The 24,543-nt window shown below is 64.7% G+C and carries 22 protein-coding genes; 17 read left to right on the forward strand and 5 right to left on the reverse strand.

The features are described 5' to 3' along the window. Positions 1-93 precede the first annotated feature (93 nt). Positions 94-1,227 carry an 8-amino-7-oxononanoate synthase gene (locus PE058_RS05990; protein ID WP_271030121.1) on the reverse strand — a complete coding sequence of 378 codons (1,134 nt, stop codon included), beginning with the start codon at positions 1,225-1,227 and terminating at the stop codon, positions 94-96. Continuing rightward, positions 1,200-2,297: a biotin synthase BioB gene (gene bioB, locus PE058_RS05995; protein ID WP_271030122.1), complete on the reverse strand. Its 1,098-nt coding sequence runs from the start codon at positions 2,295-2,297 to the stop codon at positions 1,200-1,202. The genes PE058_RS05990 and bioB overlap by 28 nt, the downstream gene beginning before the upstream one ends. Positions 2,298-2,766: 469 nt before the next feature. Here bioB and PE058_RS06000 point away from each other — a divergent pair, with 469 nt between their 5' ends. Beyond that, positions 2,767-3,057 (forward strand): hypothetical protein, encoded by a 291-nt coding sequence (locus tag PE058_RS06000; RefSeq protein ID WP_020084465.1) that lies wholly within the window; start codon positions 2,767-2,769, stop codon positions 3,055-3,057. Positions 3,058-3,163: 106 nt separating this feature from the next. Here the strand turns inward: PE058_RS06000 and PE058_RS06005 are convergent, their stop codons facing one another. Continuing rightward, positions 3,164-5,164 carry a PhoX family protein gene (locus tag PE058_RS06005; protein WP_271030123.1) on the reverse strand — a complete coding sequence of 667 codons (2,001 nt, stop codon included), beginning with the start codon at positions 5,162-5,164 and terminating at the stop codon, positions 3,164-3,166. A gap of 280 nt (positions 5,165-5,444) precedes the next feature. Here PE058_RS06005 and PE058_RS06010 point away from each other — a divergent pair, with 280 nt between their 5' ends. Beyond that, positions 5,445-5,951, forward strand: coding sequence for a phasin family protein (locus tag PE058_RS06010; protein WP_271030124.1), 507 nt, complete (start codon positions 5,445-5,447; stop codon positions 5,949-5,951). Between the two features lie 97 nt (positions 5,952-6,048). Here the strand turns inward: PE058_RS06010 and PE058_RS06015 are convergent, their stop codons facing one another. After that, positions 6,049-6,672, reverse strand: a complete 624-nt coding sequence (locus PE058_RS06015; protein WP_271030125.1) for an invasion associated locus B family protein — start codon at positions 6,670-6,672, stop codon at positions 6,049-6,051. A gap of 474 nt (positions 6,673-7,146) precedes the next feature. Here PE058_RS06015 and coxB point away from each other — a divergent pair, with 474 nt between their 5' ends. From coxB to PE058_RS06075, 12 genes are all read left to right on the forward strand, one after another. Next, positions 7,147-8,061 (forward strand): cytochrome c oxidase subunit II, encoded by a 915-nt coding sequence (coxB, locus tag PE058_RS06020; protein ID WP_020084469.1) that lies wholly within the window; start codon positions 7,147-7,149, stop codon positions 8,059-8,061. A gap of 85 nt (positions 8,062-8,146) precedes the next feature. Next, entirely contained in the window at positions 8,147-9,766 is a 1,620-nt protein-coding gene (gene ctaD, locus PE058_RS06025) for a cytochrome c oxidase subunit I (protein WP_020084470.1), read from the forward strand. Between the two features lie 156 nt (positions 9,767-9,922). Beyond that, positions 9,923-10,855, forward strand: coding sequence for a heme o synthase (gene cyoE / locus PE058_RS06030; RefSeq protein WP_020084471.1), 933 nt, complete (start codon positions 9,923-9,925; stop codon positions 10,853-10,855). 5 nt (positions 10,856-10,860) lie between these two features. Next, positions 10,861-11,028 carry a hypothetical protein gene (locus tag PE058_RS06035; protein WP_020084472.1) on the forward strand — a complete coding sequence of 56 codons (168 nt, stop codon included), beginning with the start codon at positions 10,861-10,863 and terminating at the stop codon, positions 11,026-11,028. A gap of 36 nt (positions 11,029-11,064) precedes the next feature. After that, positions 11,065-11,703 carry a cytochrome c oxidase assembly protein gene (locus PE058_RS06040; RefSeq protein ID WP_020084473.1) on the forward strand — a complete coding sequence of 213 codons (639 nt, stop codon included), beginning with the start codon at positions 11,065-11,067 and terminating at the stop codon, positions 11,701-11,703. 258 nt (positions 11,704-11,961) lie between these two features. Next, positions 11,962-12,921: a cytochrome c oxidase subunit 3 gene (locus PE058_RS06045; RefSeq protein ID WP_020084474.1), complete on the forward strand. Its 960-nt coding sequence runs from the start codon at positions 11,962-11,964 to the stop codon at positions 12,919-12,921. Between the two features lie 162 nt (positions 12,922-13,083). Further along, complete coding sequence (locus PE058_RS06050) at positions 13,084-13,476, forward strand: DUF983 domain-containing protein (protein ID WP_020084475.1); 393 nt, start codon at positions 13,084-13,086, stop codon at positions 13,474-13,476. Position 13,477: 1 nt separating this feature from the next. Then, positions 13,478-14,233 carry an SURF1 family protein gene (locus PE058_RS06055; RefSeq protein ID WP_271030126.1) on the forward strand — a complete coding sequence of 252 codons (756 nt, stop codon included), beginning with the start codon at positions 13,478-13,480 and terminating at the stop codon, positions 14,231-14,233. Positions 14,234-14,397: 164 nt separating this feature from the next. Continuing rightward, the gene (gene thrC / locus PE058_RS06060) at positions 14,398-15,807 is read left to right on the forward strand and encodes a threonine synthase (RefSeq protein ID WP_040497885.1); all 1,410 of its coding nucleotides are present in this window, start codon (positions 14,398-14,400) and stop codon (positions 15,805-15,807) included. Next, positions 15,804-17,099: a M16 family metallopeptidase gene (locus PE058_RS06065; protein ID WP_271030127.1), complete on the forward strand. Its 1,296-nt coding sequence runs from the start codon at positions 15,804-15,806 to the stop codon at positions 17,097-17,099. Before thrC ends, PE058_RS06065 begins: the two co-directional genes overlap by 4 nt. Beyond that, complete coding sequence (locus tag PE058_RS06070) at positions 17,099-17,698, forward strand: GNAT family N-acetyltransferase (protein WP_020084479.1); 600 nt, start codon at positions 17,099-17,101, stop codon at positions 17,696-17,698. Before PE058_RS06065 ends, PE058_RS06070 begins: the two co-directional genes overlap by 1 nt. Beyond that, positions 17,695-21,567: an EAL domain-containing protein gene (locus tag PE058_RS06075; RefSeq protein ID WP_271030128.1), complete on the forward strand. Its 3,873-nt coding sequence runs from the start codon at positions 17,695-17,697 to the stop codon at positions 21,565-21,567. The genes PE058_RS06070 and PE058_RS06075 overlap by 4 nt, the downstream gene beginning before the upstream one ends. Positions 21,568-21,649: 82 nt before the next feature. Here the strand turns inward: PE058_RS06075 and PE058_RS06080 are convergent, their stop codons facing one another. Then, positions 21,650-22,264 (reverse strand): YqgE/AlgH family protein, encoded by a 615-nt coding sequence (locus PE058_RS06080; protein ID WP_020084481.1) that lies wholly within the window; start codon positions 22,262-22,264, stop codon positions 21,650-21,652. A gap of 303 nt (positions 22,265-22,567) precedes the next feature. On the opposite strand from PE058_RS06080, the gene PE058_RS06085 reads away from it, so the two are divergent. The 3 genes from PE058_RS06085 to PE058_RS06095 all read left to right on the forward strand — a co-directional run bounded on the left by PE058_RS06085 (position 22,568) and on the right by PE058_RS06095 (position 24,543). After that, the gene (locus PE058_RS06085; RefSeq protein WP_020084482.1) at positions 22,568-23,296 is read left to right on the forward strand and encodes a protein-disulfide reductase DsbD domain-containing protein; all 729 of its coding nucleotides are present in this window, start codon (positions 22,568-22,570) and stop codon (positions 23,294-23,296) included. Positions 23,297-23,363: 67 nt separating this feature from the next. Beyond that, complete coding sequence (locus PE058_RS06090) at positions 23,364-23,852, forward strand: peroxiredoxin (protein WP_020084483.1); 489 nt, start codon at positions 23,364-23,366, stop codon at positions 23,850-23,852. 163 nt (positions 23,853-24,015) lie between these two features. Next, positions 24,016-24,543 carry a hypothetical protein gene (locus PE058_RS06095; protein WP_245257612.1) on the forward strand — a complete coding sequence of 176 codons (528 nt, stop codon included), beginning with the start codon at positions 24,016-24,018 and terminating at the stop codon, positions 24,541-24,543.

Below are 24,543 nucleotides of genomic sequence, written 5' to 3' on the forward strand. Positions count from 1 at the left end.
AGATGCGTGTGTCGGAAGTATCGAACCTTCGAGCTGTTTCGCGCTCTACGGAGACGGAGCGCGAAAGCATCGGCTTCCTAATCTGAGGGTTGGTCATGCGGGCACCCGCTGAAGGATGGCGGCGAGCGTATCGATGAGGCGCGTGGTGGCGTCCTCGCCGGCGTTGAGGGTGAGGGAGACGCGAAGGCGCGCGGTGCCTTCGGGAACGGTCGGCGGGCGGACGGCGCGGACGTCGAAGCCTTCCGCGACGAGCGCGCGGGCAATCGAGACGGCCCGCTCGTCGGCGCCGAGGATAACGGGCTGGATGTGCGATCCGGAGGGCGCGATGCCACAGCGCTCGTTCAATGCCCGGCCTGCGAAATCGACGAGCTTGGCGAGGCGTTCCCGCCGCTCCGGCGCATCGCGAACCAGGCGAAGAGAGGCGCGCACGGCGGCCGCCATCAGCGGAGAGGGAGCGGTCGCATAGATGAAGGGGCGGGCGCGGTTGACGAGAAAATCACGCAGGCCGCGCGAGGTGAGCAGCAATGCGCCGCTGACGCCGAGAGCCTTTCCGCAGGTATGCAGAGAGACGACATCGGGTGCGCCTTCGAGCGCGTGGGCAAGGCCGCGTCCATCGGGGCCGAGCACGCCCGTGGCGTGGGCCTCGTCGACGACGAGCATGCCGTCGTGACGGCGTGCGACCTCTATGAGCGCGCCGAGGGGAGCGCGGTCGCCGTCCATCGAGTAGAGGCTTTCGACCGCGAGCCAGGGCTGGCCGGTGCCGCCCGCTGCGCGCCAGGCCGCGATGGCGTCCTCGAAACTCTGCGCATCGTTGTGGCGCGCCGAGGCAATCGCCGCTTTGCTCGCGCGCATCCCGTCGATGACGCTGGCATGGATGAGCTCGTCGTGGACAACGAGATCGCCGCGCTGGGGAAGCGTCGAGAAGAGCGCGTAGTTGGCGACGAAGCCGCCGCCGAAGTAGAGGCAGCTTTCCGCGCCGAAGAAATCCTGCGCGTCGGCCTCCAGCTCCTCATGCTCGGGATCGTTGCCGCGCAGGAGGCGCGAGCCGCCCGCACCGATGGCAACACCGCGCGCGAGCGCGTGCGCGACGGCCTCGGTCAGCTCCGGCGACGTGGCAAGGCCGAGATAATCGTTGGACGAGAAGTCGATGCCGCTGCGGGGGCTGAGCTCGCGCAGGCGGCCGCGACGTTCCAGCGCCTTTAGCGCGCGCTCGTGGCTGTCTGACATGAGGAGGTTCCAGAGCAGCCGCAGCCGGCGTGCTCCGAGGGCGCCGTCTCGATGCTCGCATCGGCGGCCGCGTCGGTGTCGAGCGCCATCGGCTCGATGCCGAGCTTGTTGAACAGCGCCTGATCCTTGTCCTCGCCGGGGTTGTCGGCGGTGAGCAGCGTCTCGCCGCAGAAGATCGAGTTGGCGCCAGCAAAGAAGCAAAGCGCCTGCGTCTCCTCGCTCATCTCGGTGCGGCCGGCGGAAAGGCGCACGAATGAGGTCGGCATCATGATGCGGGCGAGCGCGATGATGCGCACGAAAGCAATGGGGTCGACCTTCTTGCGGTTCTCGAGCGGCGTGCCCGGAATGGGGATCAGCATGTTGATCGGCACGCTCTCGGGGTGCTGCTCGAGGTTGGCGAGCGTCACCAGCATGTCGATGCGATCCTCAATGGTCTCGCCGAGGCCGACGATGCCGCCGGAGCAGACCTTGATACCCGCTTCGCGTACGCGCGACAGCGTGTCGAGGCGGTCTGCGAAAGTGCGCGTCTTGATGATCTCGGAATAGTAGCGCTCGGACGTATCGATGTTGTGATTGTAGTAGTCGAGGCCGGCGTCCTTGAGTTTCACGACGTCGTCGTCGGAGAGCATGCCGAGCGTCATGCAGGTTTCCATGCCGAGCGCCTTGACGCCTTCCACCATGGCGACGACCGAGTCCATGTCGCGGCTCTTCGGCGAGCGCCAGGCTGCGCCCATGCAGTAGCGCGTGGCGCCCTGGGCCTTGGCCTTCCTCGCCTCATTGAGGACGCGCTCGACCTCCATCAGCTTCGAAGCCTTCAGGCCGGTGCCGGAGGCGTGATGGGCGGACTGGCTGCAATAGCCGCAGTCCTCGGCGCAGCCGCCGGTCTTGATGGAGAGCAGGCGGGCGAGCTGGACCTTGTTGGGATTGAAGTGAAGGCGCTGGACGGTGGCGGCGCGGAACAGGAGGTCGTTGAACGGGAGGTCGTGGATGGTCTGCGCCTCGGCTCTCGTCCAGTCGTGGCGAACGGCGTCGATCGGCGCTGCGGTCATCGGAAGGACGTGCACGTTCATCGAGGGGACTCTCCTCATTCCGGTTCGGCGGGCACCCGGGCGTCCGATGCGATCGATCGGAGCCGAAAGGTCCTTTGGTGTCGCATTTTCTACGACGGGCAGGAGCCCATGAGATCGGAAAATGCTTTGGAGGATGTTTGCACCGCGAAGGGACGGGACTGCAAGGCTCAATTTGCTCCCCGGCTGCTGCTTCGCCGATGACGGCGCGGGGGTGATGCTCATCGCCCGTCCATCGCTGTCCAGGCTATTGATCAGTCAAAGGTATTGCGCCTGCTTCGCGTCTGCGAGATGCGATCCTGGTCTCGCGCCAGTAACGATAGAGCCGGATGCCGCCAATAGGGGCTGGATTGTCAACCATATCAGATCAAAGGCGGCTTGCGTTTGAATGAAACATAGTGAAGGCTGACAATTGCTGTGTCGATCTAGGTTTCAAACAAGTGCCAGATCGATTTTTATTGGGGAGATTTCGATGGATCTTACATCATTACTCATCCAAGCCGTCAGTGGCGCAATCGGCGGCAACGCCGCGGCCGCTGCAACCAAGAACGACGCCCTTGGCACACTCGGCAACACGATCGCCGGCGCCCTGGGCGGAGGACTTGGCGGGCAGTTGCTCGGTCCGCTTCTCGGTCTCGGCGGGGCGGCCGCAGCCTCGGGCCTCGACATCAATGCGATCGTGACCGGATTTGCCACCGGCGGCGTGAGCGGAGCGCTGACCGCGCTCGTGCTCGGTTTCATCAAGGCGAAGCTGGCAGGCTAATTTAGTTCATTGTGTCCGGCGGGCCGGTATTGGGGCGGCCTGCTGTCAAAATTTTTCAGGAGGCGCCCGGTCTTTCACGACCGGGTGCCTTTTTTCATGCGTCCGTTCATCCCGCGATTTTCCCGCCGCCCTTGCGGGTGATGGCGACGACGGAGGGGCGCGGCGGGATGCCGTCCTTGAAGTCGGGCCAGCGCGTTGAAGGCGTGTCGAAGGTCGAGGGCGGCGCGTCGTCCTCGGTCTCGCCGGGATGCTGAACGGCGACGAAGAACGTCTCGAGGTCCGGGGTGAAGCACGGGCCGCACATCTCCGCGCCCGTCGGTACCTGGAAGAAGCAGCGGGAGGTGGCGCGACGCTCGCCGTCGGTCTCGATCGCCCAAATGCCGTCGGCGCGGCCGGTGCGCTTGGTGCTGTTGCCGTCGGTGGCGACCCAGAGACGCCCTTCCGAATCGATCGCGCAGTTGTCCGGCATGCCAAACCAGCCGTTCTCCGTGGTGGCGGGATTGAAGGTGGCGCCGACCTCAGCGACGGCCGGCGAGCCGCACTTGAGCAGGATCTCCCACGTGAAAGCCGGGGCCGCATGGTCGCCGTTCGCGGGCGTGATCTCGATGATATGGCCGAACAAGTTCTCCGCACGCGGGTTGGCTGCGTCCGTCTGGTCCGCCTTCCGCTTCGCGTTGTTGGTCAGCATCAGGTAGATCTTGCCGGTCTTGGGATCGACCTCGATGTCCTCGGGGCGATCCATGCGGGTGGCGCCCAGCATGTCGGCTGCGAGGCGGGTGTGGATCAGAACGTCGCCCTGATCCTCGAAGCCGTTTTGCGCGCTTAGCCAGACTTGACCGTCCTTGTTGGGTGCGCCGTGGATCAAGGGAAGCCATTCGCCGGTGCCGTCTGCCTTGAAGCGGGCGACCGAGAGCACGCCCTTGTCGAGCAGATCCTTGTTGGCCGCGCGGTTTGCGAGGTCCACCTTGCCGTCCGTCACGAAGCGATAGACGTAGTCGAAGCGCTCGTCGTCGCCCTGATAGACGACGAAGCGGCCGTCGCCGTTGACGATGTTGCCCGCGCCCTCGTGTTTGAAGCGGCCGAGCGCCGTGCGCTTCACCGGCACAGACGTGGGATCGAGCGGATCGATCTCGACCACCCATCCGAAGCGGTTCGCCTCGTTGGGCTCTTTCAGCGTGTCGAAGCGGTCGTGATAGCGGCCCCAGGGGTACCACTCGCCGGGTGCGCCGTAGCGGCGGAGAGCACGGGCCTCCTTCGTCACGGGCTCGGCGGCGGCTTTGCCCCAGAAGTAGCCGTTGAAGTTCTCCTCGCAGGTGAGCCACGTGCCCCAGGGCGTCACGCCGCCGGCACAGTTGTTCAACATGCCCTTGATGCGGGTGCCGGTGGGATCTGCCGTTGTTTTCATGCGCGCGTGCCCCGCCGCGGGGCCGGAGACCGCCATCTCGGTTTCGGCGGTGATGCGGCGGGCATAACGGGAGCCGGGCACGACCGACCACTTGCCGCCTTCGCGGCGGATCTCGATCACCGAGCCGCCGTGCGCCATCATCTCGGTATCCACGATCTCGCGCGTGACGCCGCTGAACTGCGAGTCCTTGTCGCTGCGGGGGGCGAGGCCGGGCACCATCAGCTCGCCGTTCGTGTACTCGTGATTGACGACGAGCAGCCCGTGGTCCGAGCGGCCCTCCAGCGGAATGAAGCCCAGGAAGTCGTTGTTGTAGCCGAACTGCTTCTCCTGGGCGGCTGCGTCGGGCTTGCCGGGTGCGAACTCCGGGGCGTCCGGGAGAACGGCGTCACCCCAGCGGATCAGGATGTCGGCGTCGTAGCCCTCGGCGACGTGATGGGTCTTGGAACCGGGGGCGATGGGCAGCTCGACGAAATCGAAACGGGAGGCTGTGCCTTTTTCCTCACCGGAGGCGGGGGCCGCGGCAAGAGCTTTCGGCCAGAGAGCTTCGGCGGCGACGGAAACCGCAGCCAGTCCCTTTACGAGATCACGGCGAGAGAGGCGTGTTGCGATGAGGTCGCCGATGGTCGGGCCGTGGCTGGGGTTCGACCCCTCGTTCTCGGCTGCTTCGAAGGCGACAGACGGCGGGAGCGCGGTGCGCGTCATCAATGGAACCCCCTTGTTCGTGACCGGGTGTCCCATAGCGGGCCGAGGTCACGGACTCATGACGGCTCGTTCGGTAGCAAAACGGAAAATAACATCGGGATCAATGCTGTCGGATCGCGAGTTGAAACGATGCGAATCTTATCAACATTTCGTTATTGTCTTGTCCATGCCCATTTGATCTTGATCATTTGCATTCGAGAACAGTCCTGCCTAGTTTTAAAAACGTGTGATCAAGAGGTTTCGGCCATGTAGCCGGACCCATGTTTAGGGAGTTGAGGCGATGGGTACGCAAGCGGGCTTTGATCCGAACGCCTTCGGTCCGTTCGGTGCAATTTTTCAATCCTATTTTTCCGCAATCGATAGCTTCAGCCCGCGCGCACCGTCGACGGATGGCGTCGCCTCGGGCTTCGATGCTCAGGCGCTGACGGCGCAAGCCACGGCACCGCTCAAGGCTGCCGCGTGCTGCCAGCTCGAGGTGATGGGACTGCTCAATCGGCGGACCCAGGCCTACATGCAAGTTCCAACGCGTTTGGCCCACTGCCGCACGCCGCAGGACGTTATCAACGAGCAACTGGCCTTCTGGCGCACGGCTGCCGAGCAGTATACCGAGAGCTCAAGGAAGATCGGCGAAACGTGGTCGCACGCCTTCCCCTGGGCGAAGGCCTATGCCGTTCGCCCGGCCGTGCGCGCCGAGCGCGATTACATCAGCTTCAACGGCACGGGCAAGGACAACAGCATCACCGTTTCCAAGCCGGATTCGGCGGGCAAGCAGCGCCGCGTGGCTTAGGGCCGGAACCGGGTTTCCCGAGCGGTTTCACAGAACAAAGGCCCCTGCATCACCGCCCTGAACGGGCGAGAGATGCGGGGGCCTTTTCGTTGCGCGTTCAGTTCAGCGCCGAGAGGCCATCTGCGAATCCCGCAAGCGAGATCGGGATGCCGATGCCCGCCTCTTCCGTCTGGAAGATGATAAAAATTGCGGTTTTGCCCGTAGAGAGCTGCTGGATGAGCTTGTCCTCGACGGTGACCTGCGCGTAGCAGGCGAAGGTGTGACAGCGCAGGAAGGGGGCGTGGCCGATGTCCACGCCGTCCACCTTCAACCCCACGCCGGGCGGAAGAAGGATGCCGACAGGCGCGAACACGCGCAGCACCTTCGTGCCGTTCGAGAACTTCTGGAAGTAGATGGTGAGGCCGACATTCTTGCGGTCCTCGGCGGTGACGCTCTGAACCAGTGCGCACACCTCGTTCTTGGCGCCGGGTGGCGGCGGCTTGCAGACGTACTGCCAATCGCCGTACTGGCCCTTCACCGTTCCATCGGCGAACTGCGGGGAGAGTGCCGCCGCCTTAGGTTGCTCACCCGCGCTACCTCCGGCAAGTGCCGGACGGACGAGGTTAAATCCCGTGTCCGCCAGTCCCGTTAAGAGTGCGAATAGCGCAGCGCACAACACCATGTTTCTGTGCGCGTGAGAGGGGGGTGCGAGGCTGTTCGACCGGCTGGTGCAGGTTGCCATAGAAACGGATATCCCTCGATGAGCCTACGGATCAACGGCGCCCTAGTGCCCGTAAATGGCGCTTGTGCGCCTCTACCGTACTCCGCTCGTCTCGGCGAGGAAAAAGGCCAAAGTGGGACCCGCCTGCGCACGGCCGTCGTCATGGTGCGGTCGCAAAGCGGCACGCTTTCGCTGCGGCGGCCGCATGTCATGCTGCGACGCAATATGACCCAGATCAGCTTCGCCATTTTTTCAACGCGTAGTTATGACGCAGAAAACTTGACTTGAGCCGAGTTTGACGTTTGTGCTGTGTGTGGTCGGGGGACTCTGCCACAGCCGCGTGCACTACTGGCGGTGCAGCATACAAGGTCGGACAGGGCGCACCCCCCAGGGCGCGGCGAGCGACGCCGGGCAGGAACGATCGGAAAGATCGAAACGGCCGACATCAGGGAGATTCCGGCACAGGTGCCGGAGCACGAACCGGGGAGCGGATTAATGCTGAAATGGATTCTCAAGTGTGTGCCTCAGGTGGCACTGGCTGGGCTCATCGCCCTGCTCGTGACGCCAGGCGCTGCGTTGGCCAACAATGGCCTTGGTCAGCCTTATCCCAAACAGATGGGGCTCCAGGAGGCCGCGACGCCGATCGCACGCGAGCTGCACAGCTTCTACGACCTCACGAACACGATCATCATCGCGATCGCGATTTTCGTTCTCATCCTGCTGATCTACGTGATGTTCCGCTTTAGCGAGCGGCGCAACCCGACGCCCAGCCAGACCACGCACCACACGCTGCTCGAAGTGGCCTGGACTGTGATCCCCATCCTCATCCTGGTGGTGATCGCCATTCCTTCGTTCAAGCTGCTGATGAACCAGTACAGCTATCCGAAGCCCGATCTCACGATCAAGGCGGTGGGCAACTCCTGGTTCTGGGAGCATGAGTACCCGGATCACGGCAACTTCACGATTACGTCTAACATGCTGACGGACGACGAGGTCGCGGCTCGCGAGCAGAAGGGCATCCCGACGCCGCGCCTGCTTTCGGTCGACAACGAGATCGTGGTGCCGGTCAACAAGGTCGTCCACGTCCTCGTGACCAGCAACGACGTGATCCACAACTGGACCGTGCAGTCGTTCGGCTCGAAGATCGACGCGGTTCCGGGCCGCCTCACCTCCACCTGGTTCCAGGCTGAGAAGGAAGGCATGTTCTACGGGCAGTGCTCGGAGCTCTGCGGTCTGAACCATGCGTTCATGCCGATCGCTGTGCGCGTCGTGTCCGAAGGTGTTTTCACCGAGTGGGCTGCCGCAATGCAGGCCAAGGACAAGAAGAAGGCACGCGAGATCCTCGATAAGGTCGCTCTCGAGCAGGCCGGCATCAAGGCCGTTGCCGAGAACACCGCCTCGCAGCGCTAAGCGAACAAGGCAACGGCTTTTTGGACAGCCGTTTCCTCTTGCCTGCACAGGATTGGAAACACCCAGGTTAACAAGGGCTTGAACAATGGGTAGCACCACCGCACACGCCGGCCACGATCACGACCACACCCCTACCGGGTGGCGTCGCTGGCTGTTCTCGACGAACCATAAAGACATCGGCACGATGTACCTGATCTTCGGCATGATCTCCGGTATCATCGGTGGCGCGCTGTCGATCGCCATGCGTCTCGAGCTCGCCGAGCCGGGCATGCAGTACTTCTCCAACCCGCACATGTTCAACGTGTTCGTGACCGGCCATGGTCTCATCATGGTGTTCTTCATGGTCATGCCGTCCACCATGGGCGGGTTCGGCAACTGGTTCGTTCCGCTGCAGATCGGCGCGCCGGACATGGCGTTCCCGCGCATGAACAACATCTCGTTCTGGCTTCTGCCGGTGGCGCTCACGCTGCTCCTGATCTCGATGTTCGTCGAAGGTCCGTCGGGCATGCACGGCGTCGGCAGCGGCTGGACGCTCTATGCGCCGCTGTCGGTTTCCGGCCATCCGGGTCCGGCCGTCGACTTCGCGATCCTCGCGCTTCACGTCGCGGGTGCTTCGTCGATCCTCGGCGCCATCAACTTCATCACCACCATCTTCAACATGCGCGCTCCTGGCATGACCATGCACAAGATGCCGCTGTTCGTCTGGTCGGTGCTGATCACGGCGTTCCTGCTGCTCCTCTCGCTCCCGGTTCTCGCCGGCGCGATCACGATGCTGCTCACCGACCGCAACTTCGGCACCACCTTCTTCGCTCCGGCGGGCGGCGGTGACCCGATCCTCTATCAGCATCTGTTCTGGTTCTTCGGTCACCCCGAAGTGTACATTCTGATCCTGCCCGGCTTCGGCATGATCAGCCACATCGTGGCAACCTTCTCGCGCAAGCCGGTGTTCGGCTACCTCGGCATGGCGTACGCCATGCTCGCCATCGGCCTCGTCGGCTTCATCGTGTGGGCGCACCACATGTATGCCGCCGGCATCACGGTCAACACGCAGGCCTACTTCGTGTTCGCAACGATGGTGATCGCGGTTCCCACGGGCGTGAAGATCTTCTCCTGGATTGCAACCATGTGGGGCGGCTCCATCCAGTTCCGCCTGCCGATGATCTGGGCGCTGGGCTTCATCTTCCTGTTCACCGTGGGCGGCGTCACGGGCGTCATGCTGGCGAACGCCGGCGTCGACCGCGCGCTGCACGACACCTATTACGTCGTCGCGCACTTCCACTACGTGCTGTCGCTCGGCGCCGTGTTCTCGATCTTCGCGGGCTGGTACTACTGGTTCCCGAAGATGAGCGGCTACATGTACTCCGAGTTCTGGGGCAAGATGCACTTCTGGATCACCTTCGTCGGTGCCAACGTGCTGTTCTTCCCGCAGCACTTCCTCGGCCTCGCCGGCATGCCCCGCCGCTATGTCGACTATCCGGATGCCTACGCCTTCTGGAACCACGTGTCCTCGATCGGCTCGTACATGACGGCCGTCGGTACGCTGTGCTTCTTCATCGGCGTGTTCGTTGCCCTGGCCCGTAAGGTTCCTGCCGGCAACAATCCGTGGGGCGTCGGTGCGACCACGCTGGAATGGACGCTGTCTTCGCCGCCTCCGTTCCACTGCTTCGAGACGCTGCCGCGTATCTCGGGCAGCTCGCATCACTAAGCGCTCTTCGGGAAAGGTGAGGTCGGGAGCCTTCCCTTTCCCAGCGTTCCGAACGTGCGGTGGGCGTCAGTACGCCCACCGTATCACCTCGAAGCCGCAACAGAGAATTGCGAGCGTTATCGGCGGGGGCAACCCGCGGCGGGAGGATGCAAGACGATGTCAGGATTGACTGCCGAGGGCACGCTCAACGTCTCGGCCACAAGCTCGGAACCCTCAGTCGGGGATTTCCTCGAGCTCATGAAGCCGCGGGTGATGTCGCTCGTGGTGTTCACCTCTCTCGCAGGCCTGGTCGCTGCGCCGGGTAACCTGCACCCTGTTCTGGCGATCATCGCCATTATCTGCATCGCTGTCGGCGCAGGCGCGTCGGGCGCGCTCAACATGTGGTACGACGCCGACATCGACGCGCACATGGCGCGCACGGCTGCGCGCCCCATTCCGCGCGGGCGCGTGACGGCCGACGAGGCGCTCGCGTTCGGCTCCGTGCTCTCCGTCATGTCGGTGGTGACGCTCGGCGTGCTCGTGAACTGGGTGGCGGGCGCGCTGCTGGCGCTCACGATCGCCTACTATGTCTTCTTCTACACGATGTGGCTCAAGCGCCGGACGCCGCAGAACATCGTCATCGGCGGTGCCGCCGGCTCGTTCCCGCCGATGATCGGCTGGGCTGCCGTCACCGGCACGGTGACCATCGAGAGCGTGCTGCTGTTCCTCATCATCTTCATGTGGACGCCTCCGCACTTCTGGGCGCTCGCGCTTTACCGCTGCCGCGACTACGAGCGCGTCGGCGTGCCGATGCTGCCGGTGGTGGCCGGTGCGGACGAGACGCGCCGCCAGATCCTGCTCTACTCGCTCGTGCTCACCCCGCTTGCCGTGATGCCCTATGTGATCGGACTCGGCGGTATCGTCTATGCGGTGGTTTCGGTGGTGCTGGGCCTCATCTTCCTGCACCTGGCGTTCAAGGTCTGGCAGATCCGTGAGGGACGCGAGGCGGATCACGCCGCCAAGCGGCTGTTCACGTTCTCGATCTTTTATCTCTTCATTCTGTTCGCGGTCATCCTCGGCGAGAATCTCGCCCTCAAGCTTTGGGTATAGGATAGATGGGACAGATCGAACTCAACGCGCGCGAGGCCATGGTGAGCGACGGAGCAGACGAAGAGCAGAAGCGCTTGAAGCGCCAGCGCCTGCGTTCCGTGGCGATTGCCTTGGGGCTCGGATTTCTGGTGCTGTTGTTCTATGCCGCCACCATCGTGAGGATGGGAAACTAAGCGCTTAAGCGAAGCGGTCGTTGATCTGGAGCTGATGTGACGACAAACGACGAGAACAGTGCCCCCGCTGCCGGTGCAGCGGAGCCGAAACGGGATCCGGTCCGCCGCGGAAGCAACCGCGGCGTGGTGGTGACGTGCCTCGGCGCGCTCCTGTTCATGGGCGCGGCCACGTATGCCGCCGTCCCGCTCTATCGCATGTTCTGCCAGGTGACCGGTTTCGGCGGCACGCCGATGCGCGCGGAAAAGGCGCCCGAAACCGTTCTCGAGCGCACCATCACTGTGCGGTTCGATGCGAACGTGACGCCGGGCATGCACTGGGAGTTCCAGCCGGCGCAGCGGACGATCACGGTCAAGCTCGGCGAGAATGCGCTTGCCTTCTACAAGGCGCACAATTCCTCCAGCGGCACCGTGAAGGGCACGGCGAGCTTCAACGTCTCGCCCGACATCGCGGGCGCCTACTTCAGCAAGATCGAGTGCTTCTGCTTCACGGAGCAGACGCTGGCGGCCGGCGAGAGCGTCGACATGCCGGTGTCGTTTTTCGTCGATCCTTCGATCCTCGCGGACCGGGACGCGGCGAACATCAAGGAGATCACGCTTTCCTATACGTTCTATCCGGTGGACGGCAGCGGCCCCAAGGCCGAGGTCAAATCCGGGGAGGCACGGCAGGGAGGCTGAGGCATTTTCGGACGGATTGGACACCGGGTCTCGTAGCGATCATCCGGTCCGTCGCGGAAAATGCCGCAAAGGAAGACCTGGGCGTCCGGTTCGCGAAGCGAAGCGTGCCCTGGATCGAGTAAGGAAGACCCCGGAGCCGAAGTTGCTGCGGGTAAATCGATGGGCCGAGACGAGAGATTGGCCGACAACCTCGATGGTGTCGGGCGAGCTTTCGGCAAGGCCGGGGGATACAAACGAACGGGGACTGTGGAGACGAATATGGCCCAAGCGCACGGCAAGCAACACGACTACCACCTGCTCGATCCGAGCCCATGGCCGCTGACGGCATCCCTGTCGGCGTTCGTGACGGCCGTCGGCGCCATCATCTGGATGCGCTCGACGGGTGAAGGCGCAACGGGCCTGTTCGGCATGCACGGTCCCTGGGTGTTCGCGGCTGGTTTCGCGGGCCTCGCCGCCACCGCCTACATGTGGTGGCGTGACGTGATCATCGAAGCGCACCGCGGCGATCACACGCCGGTCGTGCAGCTTCACCTCCGCTACGGCATCATTCTCTTCATCGCTTCGGAAGTGATGTTCTTCGTCGCCTGGTTCTGGGCCTATTTCGATTTCGCCCTGTTCCCGGCTGACATCTACAAGCCGGAGAACGTCTCCGAAGCGCTCGGCATGGTGCAGCGGAACGCGCTGTTCGGCGGGCAGTGGCCGCCGGTGCCTGTCGAGTCGACGGATGCCGTGGTCCCCACGACGGGTGCGCCGGTCAACGGCTACTTCAAGGGCACCTTCGATCCGTGGGGCCTCCCGCTCGTCAACACGCTGATCCTGCTGTCGTCGGGCTGCACGGTCACGTGGGCACACCACGCGTTGCTCAAGAACGACCGCCGCGGTCTGGTTCTCGGCCTGCTCGCCACCGTCGTGCTCGGCGTGCTCTTCACCATCACGCAGGCTTACGAGTACATGCACGCCGCCTTCACCTTCGGCGGCCACGCTTACGGCTCGGCCTTCTTCATGGCCACGGGCTTCCACGGCGCGCACGTGATCATCGGCACCATCTTCCTGCTGGTGTGCCTGCTTCGCGCGATCAAGGGCCATTTCACGCCTCAGCAGCACTTCGGCTTCGAGGCCGCTGCCTGGTACTGGCACTTCGTCGACGTGGTTTGGCTGTTCCTGTTCGCCGCAATCTATGTGTGGGGCGCGGGCGCTCATCCGGGCGCCGGTCACTGACACTCGTCAGGGACAACGCGACGCAAATGGGGAAGGGGTCGGGTTTTTTGCCCGGCCCCTTGCCCTTTCCGGGGTAGGCACGGGACAGACGAGCCCTCGGACCTTCGCGATCCGGAGCGCACACCGGGGCCACCTAGAGTTACGCAAGCGAGGAGACGGTCGATGAGCGGAAGCGAGAATGCGCACGAGCGGGGCCAGAGCGTGTCGCCAATCGTGGCGGGTCTGCTCGCGCGTTGCCCCCGGTGCGGCCAGGGCTCCCTGTTTCACAACGGCCTGATGCTGAAGCCTGCCTGCAGCAAGTGCGGTCTCGACTACAAGTTCATCGACACCGGAGACGGCCCCGCCGTTTTCGCCATCCTGATCCTCGGCTTCGTGGTGCTGGGGCTCGCGCTCATCGTCGAATTCCGCTTCGGGCCGCCGCTTTGGGTCCATGTGGCACTGTGGGGCGTTGTCACGCCGCTCTTGGCGTTCATTCTGCTGCGGTTCCTCAAGGCGATCCTGATCGCGCTGCAGTGGGTCAACAAAGCGGAAGAGGGCCGGTTGGCCAAGGACTGACATGACATCCGGCGATCTCAATGGCGGCGCGCCGCGCGGCCGTAGCCTCATGGTGCCGGCGCTGATGACGCTCGTGGCGCTGCCAATTCTGCTCGCACTCGGCTTTTGGCAGCTCGAGCGGCTGGCCTGGAAAGAGACGCTGATCGCCTCGATCAACGAGAGCCTCGGCAAGGAGCCCGTGCCGCTGGAGCAGCCGGCGGAGGCTTGGAAGCAGCTCGGCCACGAGGAGTACCGGCCGGTTTCTGTGAGCGGGCATTTCCGCCATGGGGACGAGCGACGCCTGTTCGCCGTCGACGCGGAGGGGCCGGGCTGGCACATCTACACGCCGTTCGAGACGGACGGCGGCAAGATCCTGTTCGTCAATCGCGGCTTCGTGCCGGAGGAGTTCAAGGAGCCCGCGGCGCGGGCCGCCGGGCAGATCGAGGGCCGCGTGACCGTCCGCGGGCTCGTGCGCAAGGCCGGCGTCAAAGGGTGGTTCGAGCCGGATGCCGACCGGACGCGAAACGTCTGGTATTGGCGGGATCTCGACGGCATGGCGGCCTCGCTGGGCTCGGACGAGGACCGGGCGCGGGTGCTGCCGTTCTTCGTCGACGCGACAGCTGAGCCTGCCAATCCGGGCGGCTGGCCCAAGGGGGGCGTGACCCGGCTCGACATTCCGAACCGCCATCTCGAATATGCGCTGACCTGGTTCGGTCTCGCTGCCACCTTGCTCGCAGTGTTCGCGGCGTTTGCCTGGACGCGGCGACGGAACGCATAGGGGCGGGAGCCCGCCGTCCGGCCTTGGCTTGATCGCAGGCGGGCCGCCCGGTACAGCGTTAGAGACAAGATCGGATCCCGGCTCGGAAGCCGGTTTCCGCGCGTTTCCGGCCAACACTCGATCGCTTGCGGCCGGCAGCCCGTACAACCCAGGATGCCAAGCTCGTGACCTATATTTCCACCCGGGGCGAAGTGCTTTCCCTCACCTTCGAGGATGTGCTGCTGCAGGGGCTCGCCCGCGACGGAGGGCTCTATGTGCCCGAGACGTGGCCTGCGCTCTCGCGCGAGACCATCGCCTCGTTTGCCGGCCGGCCGTTCGCGGAGGTGGCCGTCGAGGTGATGGCGCCCTTCGTCGGCGGGTCGATCGACAAGTCGACGCTGCTCGGCATGGCGCGTGATGCCTACGGCCAGTTCGGCCATCCGGCGGTGACGCCGCTCGTGCAGATCGACCGCAACCGGTGGGTGCTGGAGCTGTTCCACGGGCCGACGCTCGCGTTCAAGGACGTGGCGATGCAGCTTCTCGCGCGGCTCATGGATCATGCGCTCGCGAAGCGCGGCCAACGCGCGACCATCGTGGGCGCGACGTCCGGCGATACGGGGGGGGCCGCAATCGAGGCGTTCCGCTCTTCGAAGCGCGTCGATGTCGTGATCCTCTTTCCAGATGGGCGCGTTTCGGATGTCCAGCGGCGGATGATGACCACGCCGAAGGAAGCGAACGTACATGCGGTTGCGATCAAGGGCACGTTCGACGACTGCCAGGCGCTGGTCAAAGCGATGTTCAACGACCATGCGTTCCGCGACCGGCTCTCGCTCTCGGGCGTGAACTCCATCAACTGGGCGCGCATCGTGGCGCAGGTCACGTACTATTTCGTCGCTGGCGCGGCGCTCGGCGCGCCGCATCGGCCGATCACCGTCTCCGTGCCGACCGGCAATTTCGGCGATATTCTCGCGGGGTGGGTGGCCAAGCGCATGGGCTTGCCGATCGAGCGGCTCGTCATCGCCTCCAACGAGAACGACATCCTTCCGCGCGCCCACGCGACCGGCGTCTACGAGATGCGGGGCGTGGTGGAGACGACGTCGCCTTCGATGGACATCCAGATCTCCTCGAATTTCGAGCGCTACCTGTTCGAGGCATCTGGGCGCGACGCCGGGTTCATCCGCGGCGCGATGGGCTCGCTCTCGCAGGGCGGGCGTTTCGATCTCGCGGGAACGGCCGCGCAGTTCAAGAGCGATTTCGCGGCTTCGTCGGCCTCTGAAGCAGAGGTGGCGGATGCCATCCGGCGCACGCGCGTGGCGAGCGGCTATCTTCTGGATCCGCATACGGCCTGCGGTCTCGTTGCGCTCGAAAAGACGGTTCCGCAGTCGGCGGTGCCCGGCATCGTGCTCTCGACCGCGCATCCCGCGAAGTTTCCCGACGCGATGGAGCGGATCACGGGCGAGCGGCCCGGCCTGCCGCCGCGTCTCTCGAACCTGCTCACGGACGCCGAGCGCTATCCTGTTCTCGAAAACGACGTCGAGGCCGTCAAACGCTTTGTCGAGGGGACGGTGCAGCCGGCTTCCGCGGGGGCGTCATGACGGAAGAGATCTCGCGGCTCTCCAACGGTCTCACGGTCATCACCCACACGATGCCGCATCTCGAGACCACGTCGCTCGGGATCTGGGTCGGGGTGGGGTCCCGCAGCGAGACGCTGGCCGAGAACGGCATCTCGCATTTTCTCGAACATATGTCGTTCAAGGGAACGGCGAGCCGCTCGGCGCAGGCTATCGCCGAGGAGATCGAAGCGGTTGGGGGAGAGCTGAACGCTGCGACGGGGCTCGAGACCACCGCCTATTTCGCCCGGGTTCTTAAGGGCGACGAAGGGGTTGCGCTGGAGATCCTGGCCGACATTCTGCTCAACTCGAGGTTTTCATCCGACGAACTCGAACGCGAGCGCGAGGTGATCCTGCAGGAGATCGCGGCCACGCGAGACGTGCCTGACGACATCGCCTTCGAGCTGATGAACGAGGCGGCCTACCCCGGCCAGGCGCTCGGGCGAACCATCCTGGGGCCGGCCGCCAACGTGAAGCGATTTTCGCCGGCTGATCTGCAGCAATTCCTGAAAACCCACTACCGGCCCGGCAGCATGGTGCTCGCGGCGGCCGGCGCCGTCCACCACGAGCCTCTGGTCCGCCACGCTGAGGCCCTATTCGGGGGGCTCACTTCCCATGGAATCGAGGGTGAGGAGCAGGCGCGCTACCACGGTGGCATCCGTTGGGATCACAAACGTTTCGAGCAGAGCCATCTCGTGCTTGCGTTCGAAGGTCCTTCCTATCGCGCTCAGGAGTATTTCACGGCCCAGGTTTTCTCGGGTCTCTTTGGCGGAGGGATGTCGTCCCGCCTGTTCCAGGAGGCTCGTGAGAAGCGGGGGCTTTGCTATTCGATCTATTCGTCCGCGTGGGGTCTCTCCGATACGGGGCTTCTCGCGGTGCACGCGGCGACGGGAACGGAAACGATGGCGAGCCTCATCGACGTGACGGGCACCGAGCTCGAGGATGTGGCGCGGCGCGGACCCTCCGAAGCGGAACTGAACCGGGCGAAAGCTCAGCTCAAGGCCGGGCTGCTAATGAGCTTGGAATCATCGTCTGCCCGTGCCGAGCAGATGGCACGGCAAATGTTGGCTCACGGACGGATTGTTGGCAGCGACGAGCTGATCCGAAACGTGGACGCGGTCAGCGTCGAGGATATCGGACGCTTCGCGCAGCAACTCATCGCGCGGAGCCCATCGGTCGCCGTGGTGGGAGCCGGAAAGGTTTCCGAACGGCTCGCGTCGGAAGCCGCGCAACGCATTGGGCGCGGGGCGGCAAGCTCGGAGGCAAGGACAGCCTGATGGCGTTCCTGAGGGCCGGAAACTCGTCGGAGTGGGCGGTCATCCAAGGCCGCGGGGTGTGGCTGCGTCCGCCGCTGATGAGCGACTACGCTCCTTGGGCGGAGCTCAGGACTTTAAGCCGCGCGCATCTCACGCCGTGGGAGCCGGCCTGGCCGCGGGACGACCTCACCAAGAGCGCTTACCGGCGCCGCGTGAAGCACTATCAGCGCGAGGCGCGCGACGACCTCGGCTATGCGTTTCTCATCTTCGAAGCAGAGACAGACCGCCTGATGGGCGGCGTCACGCTGTCCAACGTCCGGCGCGGCGTTACGCAGTCGGCCATGCTCGGCTACTGGCTGGGGCTTCCCTTCGTAGGGCGCGGGCACATGACGGCGGCAGTGAAAGCCGTGCTGCCGCACGCCTTCGAGCAGCTTCGCCTGCATCGCATCGAGGCCGCAGTTCAGCCGACCAACGGGCGCTCCATCGAGGTGCTGACGCGCACGGGCTTTCTCAAGGAAGGGCTCGCCCGGCGCTATCTCAAGATCAACGGCGCCTGGCAGGATCATGTCGTGTTCGCGATCCTCGCCGAGGACTGGATGGCCGGGGAGGTGCAACCGTGAGGGGCTTCGCGCGGCCGATCCTCCGTTGCGTCGCGCCTGGGGGTGTCGCGGGGCGGCTTGCCGCGCTGCTGCTCGCTGTCCTTTGCGGTGTCGTGCTCGCGGCTCGTCCCGCGCTCGCCCTCAAGGCGATCGAGATCAGCCCCGACCAGGGCCGGATCGAGATCACGACGCTCGGCGATCTCTACGAAGCGCGCGGCGACAGCCTTCAGGTGGAAACAGCGGCCGGCGCGGATGGTCTTGCGAGCCGCATGTCGGTTTCCGCAACCACGTCGGGCACGAACCCCAACTGGATCGTGTTCGCGCTCACCAATCCCACGGACCGGCCGGTGGAGCGCTGGCTGTCGGCGGATCGTTACAGCGTGATCGGCTCCGGCGTTGTGTGGCCGGATCTCGACGCGCGCCGCATCGAGGCGGTGACACCGTCGATCGGTTTCGTTCCCGAGCGCATCAAGAGCGACCGGGCGGATCTCTTCCGCATCACGCTCGAGCCCGGGCAGACCATTACCTACGTCGCCGAGATGAGCTCAGAGCGTTTCGTGCGCCTCTATCTCTGGAAGCCGCTCGACTACGAAATCAAGATCTCGGACCGCCAGCTCTTCAATGGCGTGTTGCTCGGCCTCACGGGTCTGATGGCGATCTTCCTGACCGCCATCTTCGCCGCCAACCACAAGCTGATCTTCCCGGCATCGGCGCTCGTCGCTTGGTGCACGCTCGCCTATCTCTGCGTCGACTTCGGCTTCTTTCATAAGCTGTTCCAGATGAAGCCCGAAGCCAACGCGGTCTACCGTGCGGCGGCGGAATCGGCGCTGGCGGCGAGCCTCGTTCTCTTCCTCCACGTGTTCCTGCGGCTTGCCTTGTGGCACGGCCTCATCCGGATGCTGATCAGCGTGTGGCTGCTGGCGCAGTTCTCGCTCATTGCCGTGGCGATCATAGACCCGAGGCTTGCGGCGACATTCGCGCGGCTCTCGTTCGTATTCATCGGGTTCACGGGGACGGGGCTCATTCTGTTCCTCGCGCTGCGCGGCCAGGATCGCGCGCTCTCGCTCATTCCCACTTGGATCCTGTTCCTGGTGTGGATCTTCGGCGCGGGCGTGGCTCTCACGGGCCAGCTCTCCGGCGAGGTTGTCGTGTTCGGGCTCGTGTCCGGCCTCGTGCTCATCCTGCTGTCGATCGGTTTCACCGTGACGCAGTACGCGTTCCGCTCAGGGGAGCCCGTCTATGGCGCCGCGCCTTCCGAGCTCCAGGCCCGCTCCATTGCGGTGGACGCATCGGGCGCGGCCGTGTGGGAGTGGAATGCACGGCGTGACGAGGTGAAAGTCAGCCCCAGCGTCGATGCGCTGCTCGGGCTTTCTCCGGGCGACCTTTCCTCGCGCACCGACGAGTTCATGCGCCATCTGCATCCCTCCGACCGCGAGCGGTTCAGGCTTGCGCTGTTCACGGTCCAGGAGCGGCGCGACGGCAAGATCTGTTGCGATTTCCGTCTCCGCCAAGCGGACAACAACTATCGCTGGTTCGAGATCGAGGCGGCGGGCGTGCCGGGCACGGATCCGCGCTCGTTCAAATGCGTCGGCCTCATTCGCGACGTGACGGATGCCAAGCGCGCGCACGAGCGGCTTCTGCACGATGCCGTTCACGACAGCCTGACCGGACTTCCGAACCGCGAGCTTCTGCTCGACCGGCTTCAGGTCGCCATGCGGCGTGCGACGGCGGAGCCGCAGGTGCGGCCCACCATGCTCATCATCGACATCGACAAGTTCACGAGCGTCAACTCGTCTCTCGGCCTCGTGCTGGGCGATAGTTTGCTTCTCACGATCGCCCGGCGTCTGCAGCGTCACCTCGGCCCTAACGACACGCTCGCGCGCGTCAGCGGCGATCGGTTTGCGCTGCTGGTGCTTGCCGACCAGTCCGTGGGCGAGCTCGCCCAGCACGCGGAGCGCATTCGCCGCTCGCTCCGGTCGCCGATCAAGATCGCAGGGCAGGAGATCGTGCTCACCGGCTCGATCGGTATCGCGATGTTCGAGAACGAGGAGAAGAGCCACGATCTTCTCAAGAAGGCCGAGATTGCCATGTTCCGCGCCAAGCGCGCGGGCGCGGACCGCATCGAGGTCTTCACGCCCGAGATGCGCGGCGAGCAGGACGACCGCGCCGCGCTCGAAGCCGAGCTGCGCCGGGCGATGGAGAAGAACCAGGTTCGCATCGCCTACCTGCCCATCATCTATCTTCCGACCGAGGAGCTGGCGGGCTTCGAGGCCGTTGCGCGGTGGGATCATCCGCAGCTCGGCACCATAGATCCGTCGGTGTTCGTTCCGTTTGCCGATGAGACGGATCTCGTGGCCAAGCTCGGAGCCTATCTCCTGCAGCGGGCCTCGCGCGATGTCATCGCGTGGCAAAAGGAATTTCCGCGCAGCGAGGCGCCGCTGTTCGTCAGCGTCAATATCTCGTGCCGGCATCTCTTCCGGCAGGACGTCATTCAGGAGATCCGCCACATTCTCGGGCGCACCGTGGTGCCGAAAGGCTCGCTGCGCCTTGAGGTGACGGAGCAGATCGCGCTCGAAAATCCGGAGCAGTCGACGGAAGTGCTCGAGTGGCTGCGCGGGGCGGGCGCGGAGATCGTGCTCGACGAGTTCGGTACCGGCTATTCGTCGCTCGCCTATCTCGACCGTTTGCCGTTCGACACGGTGAAGATCGATCAGTCCCTCATGCAGGGTGGAAACGCGAAGAGCGGCAACGAAGGCCAGCTCGTCCGCTCGATGGTGGCGCTTGCCCACGAGCTCAGCAAGAAGGTCGTGGCCAAGGGCGTCGAGACCGAGAGCGAGGTCGGGTTCCTGCGTTCGATCGGGTGCGAGTATGCGCAGGGCGCTTACTGCGGCGATGCCATCGCCGAGGCCGAGGTGCTGCAGGTGCTCGCGACGGTGCGGACCACCGAGAACAAGCACAAGCCGGTCGGCGTGTTCCGTCCGAAAACGAAGAAGCGGCGTGGCGGCAAACCGCAGGGCGCTCCCTCGCATAAGCCGGATGAGGCCGTGGTGGCTGCCGCCGGTGCCGCCCAGGCCGCCAATGCGCCGCCGCCGATGGGCGCGAATGGCGCCGCGCGGCCGCCTTCTGCTCCGCCGCCGCGAGCATCGCACGCTCCGCAGGCCGAGCAGCGTCCGCGTGAGGACAGCGCGCAACTGGCCGCACGGCGCGGGCGTCTGCGTCCGGAGCGTGTAAACGGTACATCGCCGGAGCCTCATGCGAACGGCAAGCCCGCCGCCATGCCGCCGCCGGGCGTTCCACCCCAACCGACGGTGCCGCTTGGGGCCGCGCCTCCGGCAGCAGCGTTTGCTCCGCCACCGCCTGCCGCGGGACCAGTGCCGTCTGCCCCACAGCTCATGACGCGCCTTGCCGATGTGTTGCCGGATGTGGTGCCGATGGCTTCGGCTCCGCCTGCCGGGATCGCAAAGCCGCGTGCGCCCGCACCCGGGCCGGATATGCCGCCGCCGCTTCGTGGCGCCGATCTGCCACCTCCGCCGATGCCGCCGCCCTCACCGCCGCCGCTGCCGGGACCAGCTCTCTCAGCGCTCACGCCGCCTGCGCCGCCGCCACACGTCGTGCCCGAGGCCCCGCGGCCTATCCTGGTGCAGCCTGCTCCTCCGCCTGTTCCTGGCGCGGGTCTGCCTGCCGGTCTGCCGCCGAACATCGGGGTTCAGCCGTCACCGTCCGGCCCGCCACAGGTTCAGCCGAGGGTTCAGGCCGCAAAGCCCGCACCAGCCGCCGCCAGCCGCCCTGCTCCCGGGCCCGCGCGGCCCGATCCGGATTTCTCGAACCTGCCGCCCGCGATCGCCGAGAGCCTCGCACGCCTGGCCGGTGTTGCGCGTAAACAGAATTGAGGATGGCAGCGGGCAGCAGGCAACACGTAGCCGAGGGATACATCCGGCTGCGAACTCGCTCGCTGGTTGGATTTAGCCGAGCCTAAGCGTGGCCAGCGTCGCTCACGAGATGGGACGGGTCGACGCCGATCTTGGCGAGGGCGCGTGCATACTTGTCCTCGATGTCGGGATCGAACAGCAGGTCGAGATCCGGCGGGCAGTGCAGCCAGCCGTTGGCCTGGATCTCGCTTTCCAATTGTCCCGCTGACCATCCGGCATAGCCGAGCGCCAGCATGGCGTGCAGCGGGCCTTCTCCGCAGGCGATCGCTTTCAGAATCTCGATCGAAGCCGTGAGACTGACCTCGTGGTCGATTGGCAGCGTGGATTCCGTCGAATAGTAGTCGGACGAGTGAAGCACGAAGCCGCGGCCCGTCTCGACAGGACCGCCGACGTGAACCTGCCGTTCGAGGATGTCGTTCGAAATTCCTTCGTCGGAGCCGCTCGGAATGATGCCGAGGCGCTCAAGCAGATCCGGAAAGCTGATGTGATCGGCGCGGTGATTGATGATGAGACCCATTGCACCATCATCGGAATGGGCACACATGTAGATGACCGAGCGGGCAAATCGCCGGTCCGTCATCAATGGCATAGCGACGAGAAGCTGTCCCTTGAGGAAGGTGTCGCTCCGTCTCTTGCGCTTCGATCTCGGCGTGGTCATGGATCGAGACTAGCCCCCACTGAGGCCGCATGTGAAGCCGTGTTTTGTGCCGCGCAAAATCGCTTTACGCCGTATAGATACGGTCGCGAGGCTGTGCGGAGGAGCCCCGCCGCTGTGCCAAATCCTTGGGCTTTTGTCTGTGCGAAAGAGAGCCGAAACTTCATGCTGCGCCCGAATTCACCTGCTTACGGCTGTATCATCAAAGTAATATTTGCTCTTGTTGTGGCGTCTTCAAGCGGCACCGCGCCTGCTTTCGCGGCGGAGTCGCCCTGGGTTTCGGGACACAAAACGAAGGCGCGGCTGGTGTCCGGAAAGGCGTCTCAAGAGGGCGAAAAGCACCTCGCCTTCGTCGAGATCGTGCTCGAGCCGGGATGGAAAACATACTGGCGCGCGCCTGGAGACGCGGGTGGCTTGCCGCCGTCTTTCGATTGGTCGAAATCCACCAACCTCGCGAGCGCGGATGTGATGTTTCCGGCGCCGCAGCGCTTCATCGACAAGTCGGGCAACACGATCGGCTATCACGACGGACTGATCCTGCCCGTGGCGATCGCGCCCACGAACGACGGTGAGCCGGTCGCGCTCGCGGTCGATCTTCAGTACGGCATCTGCAAGGACGTGTGTGTGCCGATCGACGTGTCGTTGTCGCTCACGATTGCGCCGGATGAAGCCGATCCGCTGACGCCTGAAGCGGCGCAGGCGCTCGACAGCGTTCCCCGCGCGCAGGACAAGCTCCGCGACGGCGATCCAGCTCTGATCAAGGCCGAGGCCGACCTCGGCGGCGCCCAGCCGAAGATCTCCATCGCGGCGCGTTTCCCCCAGGGTGTCACAGGGGCGGAAGCCTTCCTAGAGGCTCCAAATGGCCTATTTCTGCCGATTCCCGAGCTTGTGGGCCGGCCGTCAGCCGATGGAGTCCTGACGTTCGAAGCCGCACTCGGCAGCGACGTGGACCTCTCGGCGCTCAAGGGAAAGCCGGTGACGGTCACGCTCGTCGGTGAAGCGGGATCCTCGTTTGCGACGTTTGTCGCCAAGTGACGGTCCGCGTCCCAATCGACTACGTAGTTTTACTAAGCCTCAACCCTAAGACTGCAGGAGACCCGAGATGAGCATCAAGGTTGGCGACACACTCCCCGAGGCGAAGTTCACGATCATGGGCGAGGGCGGTCCGAAGCCGGTGTCGTCGAGCGAGGTGTTCAAGGGCAAGACGGTGGTGCTGTTCGCCGTGCCGGGTGCCTTCACGCCGACCTGCAGCGAGCAGCACCTGCCGGGCTTCGTCGGGCGAGCGGACGATCTCAAGGCGAAAGGTGTGGATACAGTTGCGTGTACGGCCGTGAATGATGTGTTCGTACTCACTGCATGGGCCAAGGCGCGGGATGCACAGGACGATGTGGAGATGCTCGCCGACGGGAACGCAGATTTCGCGAAGGCGATCGGTCTCGATATCGATCTTTCGGGCTTTGGATTGGGGACTCGCTCGAAGCGCTACGCGATGATCGTCGAGGACGGCGTTGTAAAATATCTCGGCATCGAAGACAGTCCTCCCGAGCATAACAAGGCGACTGCCGAAAAAGTTCTGGCGGCTCTCAAGTAAAACAACAGAAATAAATACTTCGTTTTACTTAGCACATGTCAAGCCAGTCTGGGGTTTCTCAGGGTGGACATATTGACGCGCTTGCGTTCCGTTTCCTTGTTTCTGCCCGGTGCTCGTGCGACTGGCGCCTTGTTCAGTACGCAATAGTATGGGGACCTTTGAGATGAGAAAGAACGTCTTCGCCGTCGCGGCGACTCTGTTGGTACTCGCTGGCGCGACGTCTGCGGACGCGCGTCCGTCTCGCGAAACCGCCCGCGATAGCTGGAATCCTTTCGTCCAGCATTCTGCTTCCGTCGCCGATCAGCGGGTGAGCACGCCGCGCGCCAAGCGTCAGCGCGTCGCCTCGCGCGGCCGCGCCCAGCGGGTGCGCTACGCAACTCAGAGCTACGAGTCACGCTCGTCCTACAGCAGCGGCAGCCATTCCGCCGGTCCGCGTCCGCGCGCCTGGTGCGGCTGGTGGATGCGCACGCAGCGCGGCGGTGGCGCGCATCTCAACGTCGCCTGGAACTGGAGCAAGTGGGGCAGCCCGAGCGGCCCGCAGGTCGGCGCCGTTGTCGTTTGGCGTCACCACGTCGGCGAGATCGTCGGCCGCGCGCCCAATGGGCAGTGGCTGGTTCGCTCCGGCAACGACGGGGGCGCCGTTCGCACGCGCGCCCGCTCCGTGGCCGGTGCCGTCTTCCGCGTGGGCTGA

The sequence above is a fragment of the Hyphomicrobium sp. DMF-1 genome (assembly GCF_027886585.1).
In the GTDB taxonomy this organism is placed as follows: Bacteria; Pseudomonadota; Alphaproteobacteria; order Rhizobiales; family Hyphomicrobiaceae; genus Hyphomicrobium_C; species Hyphomicrobium_C zavarzinii.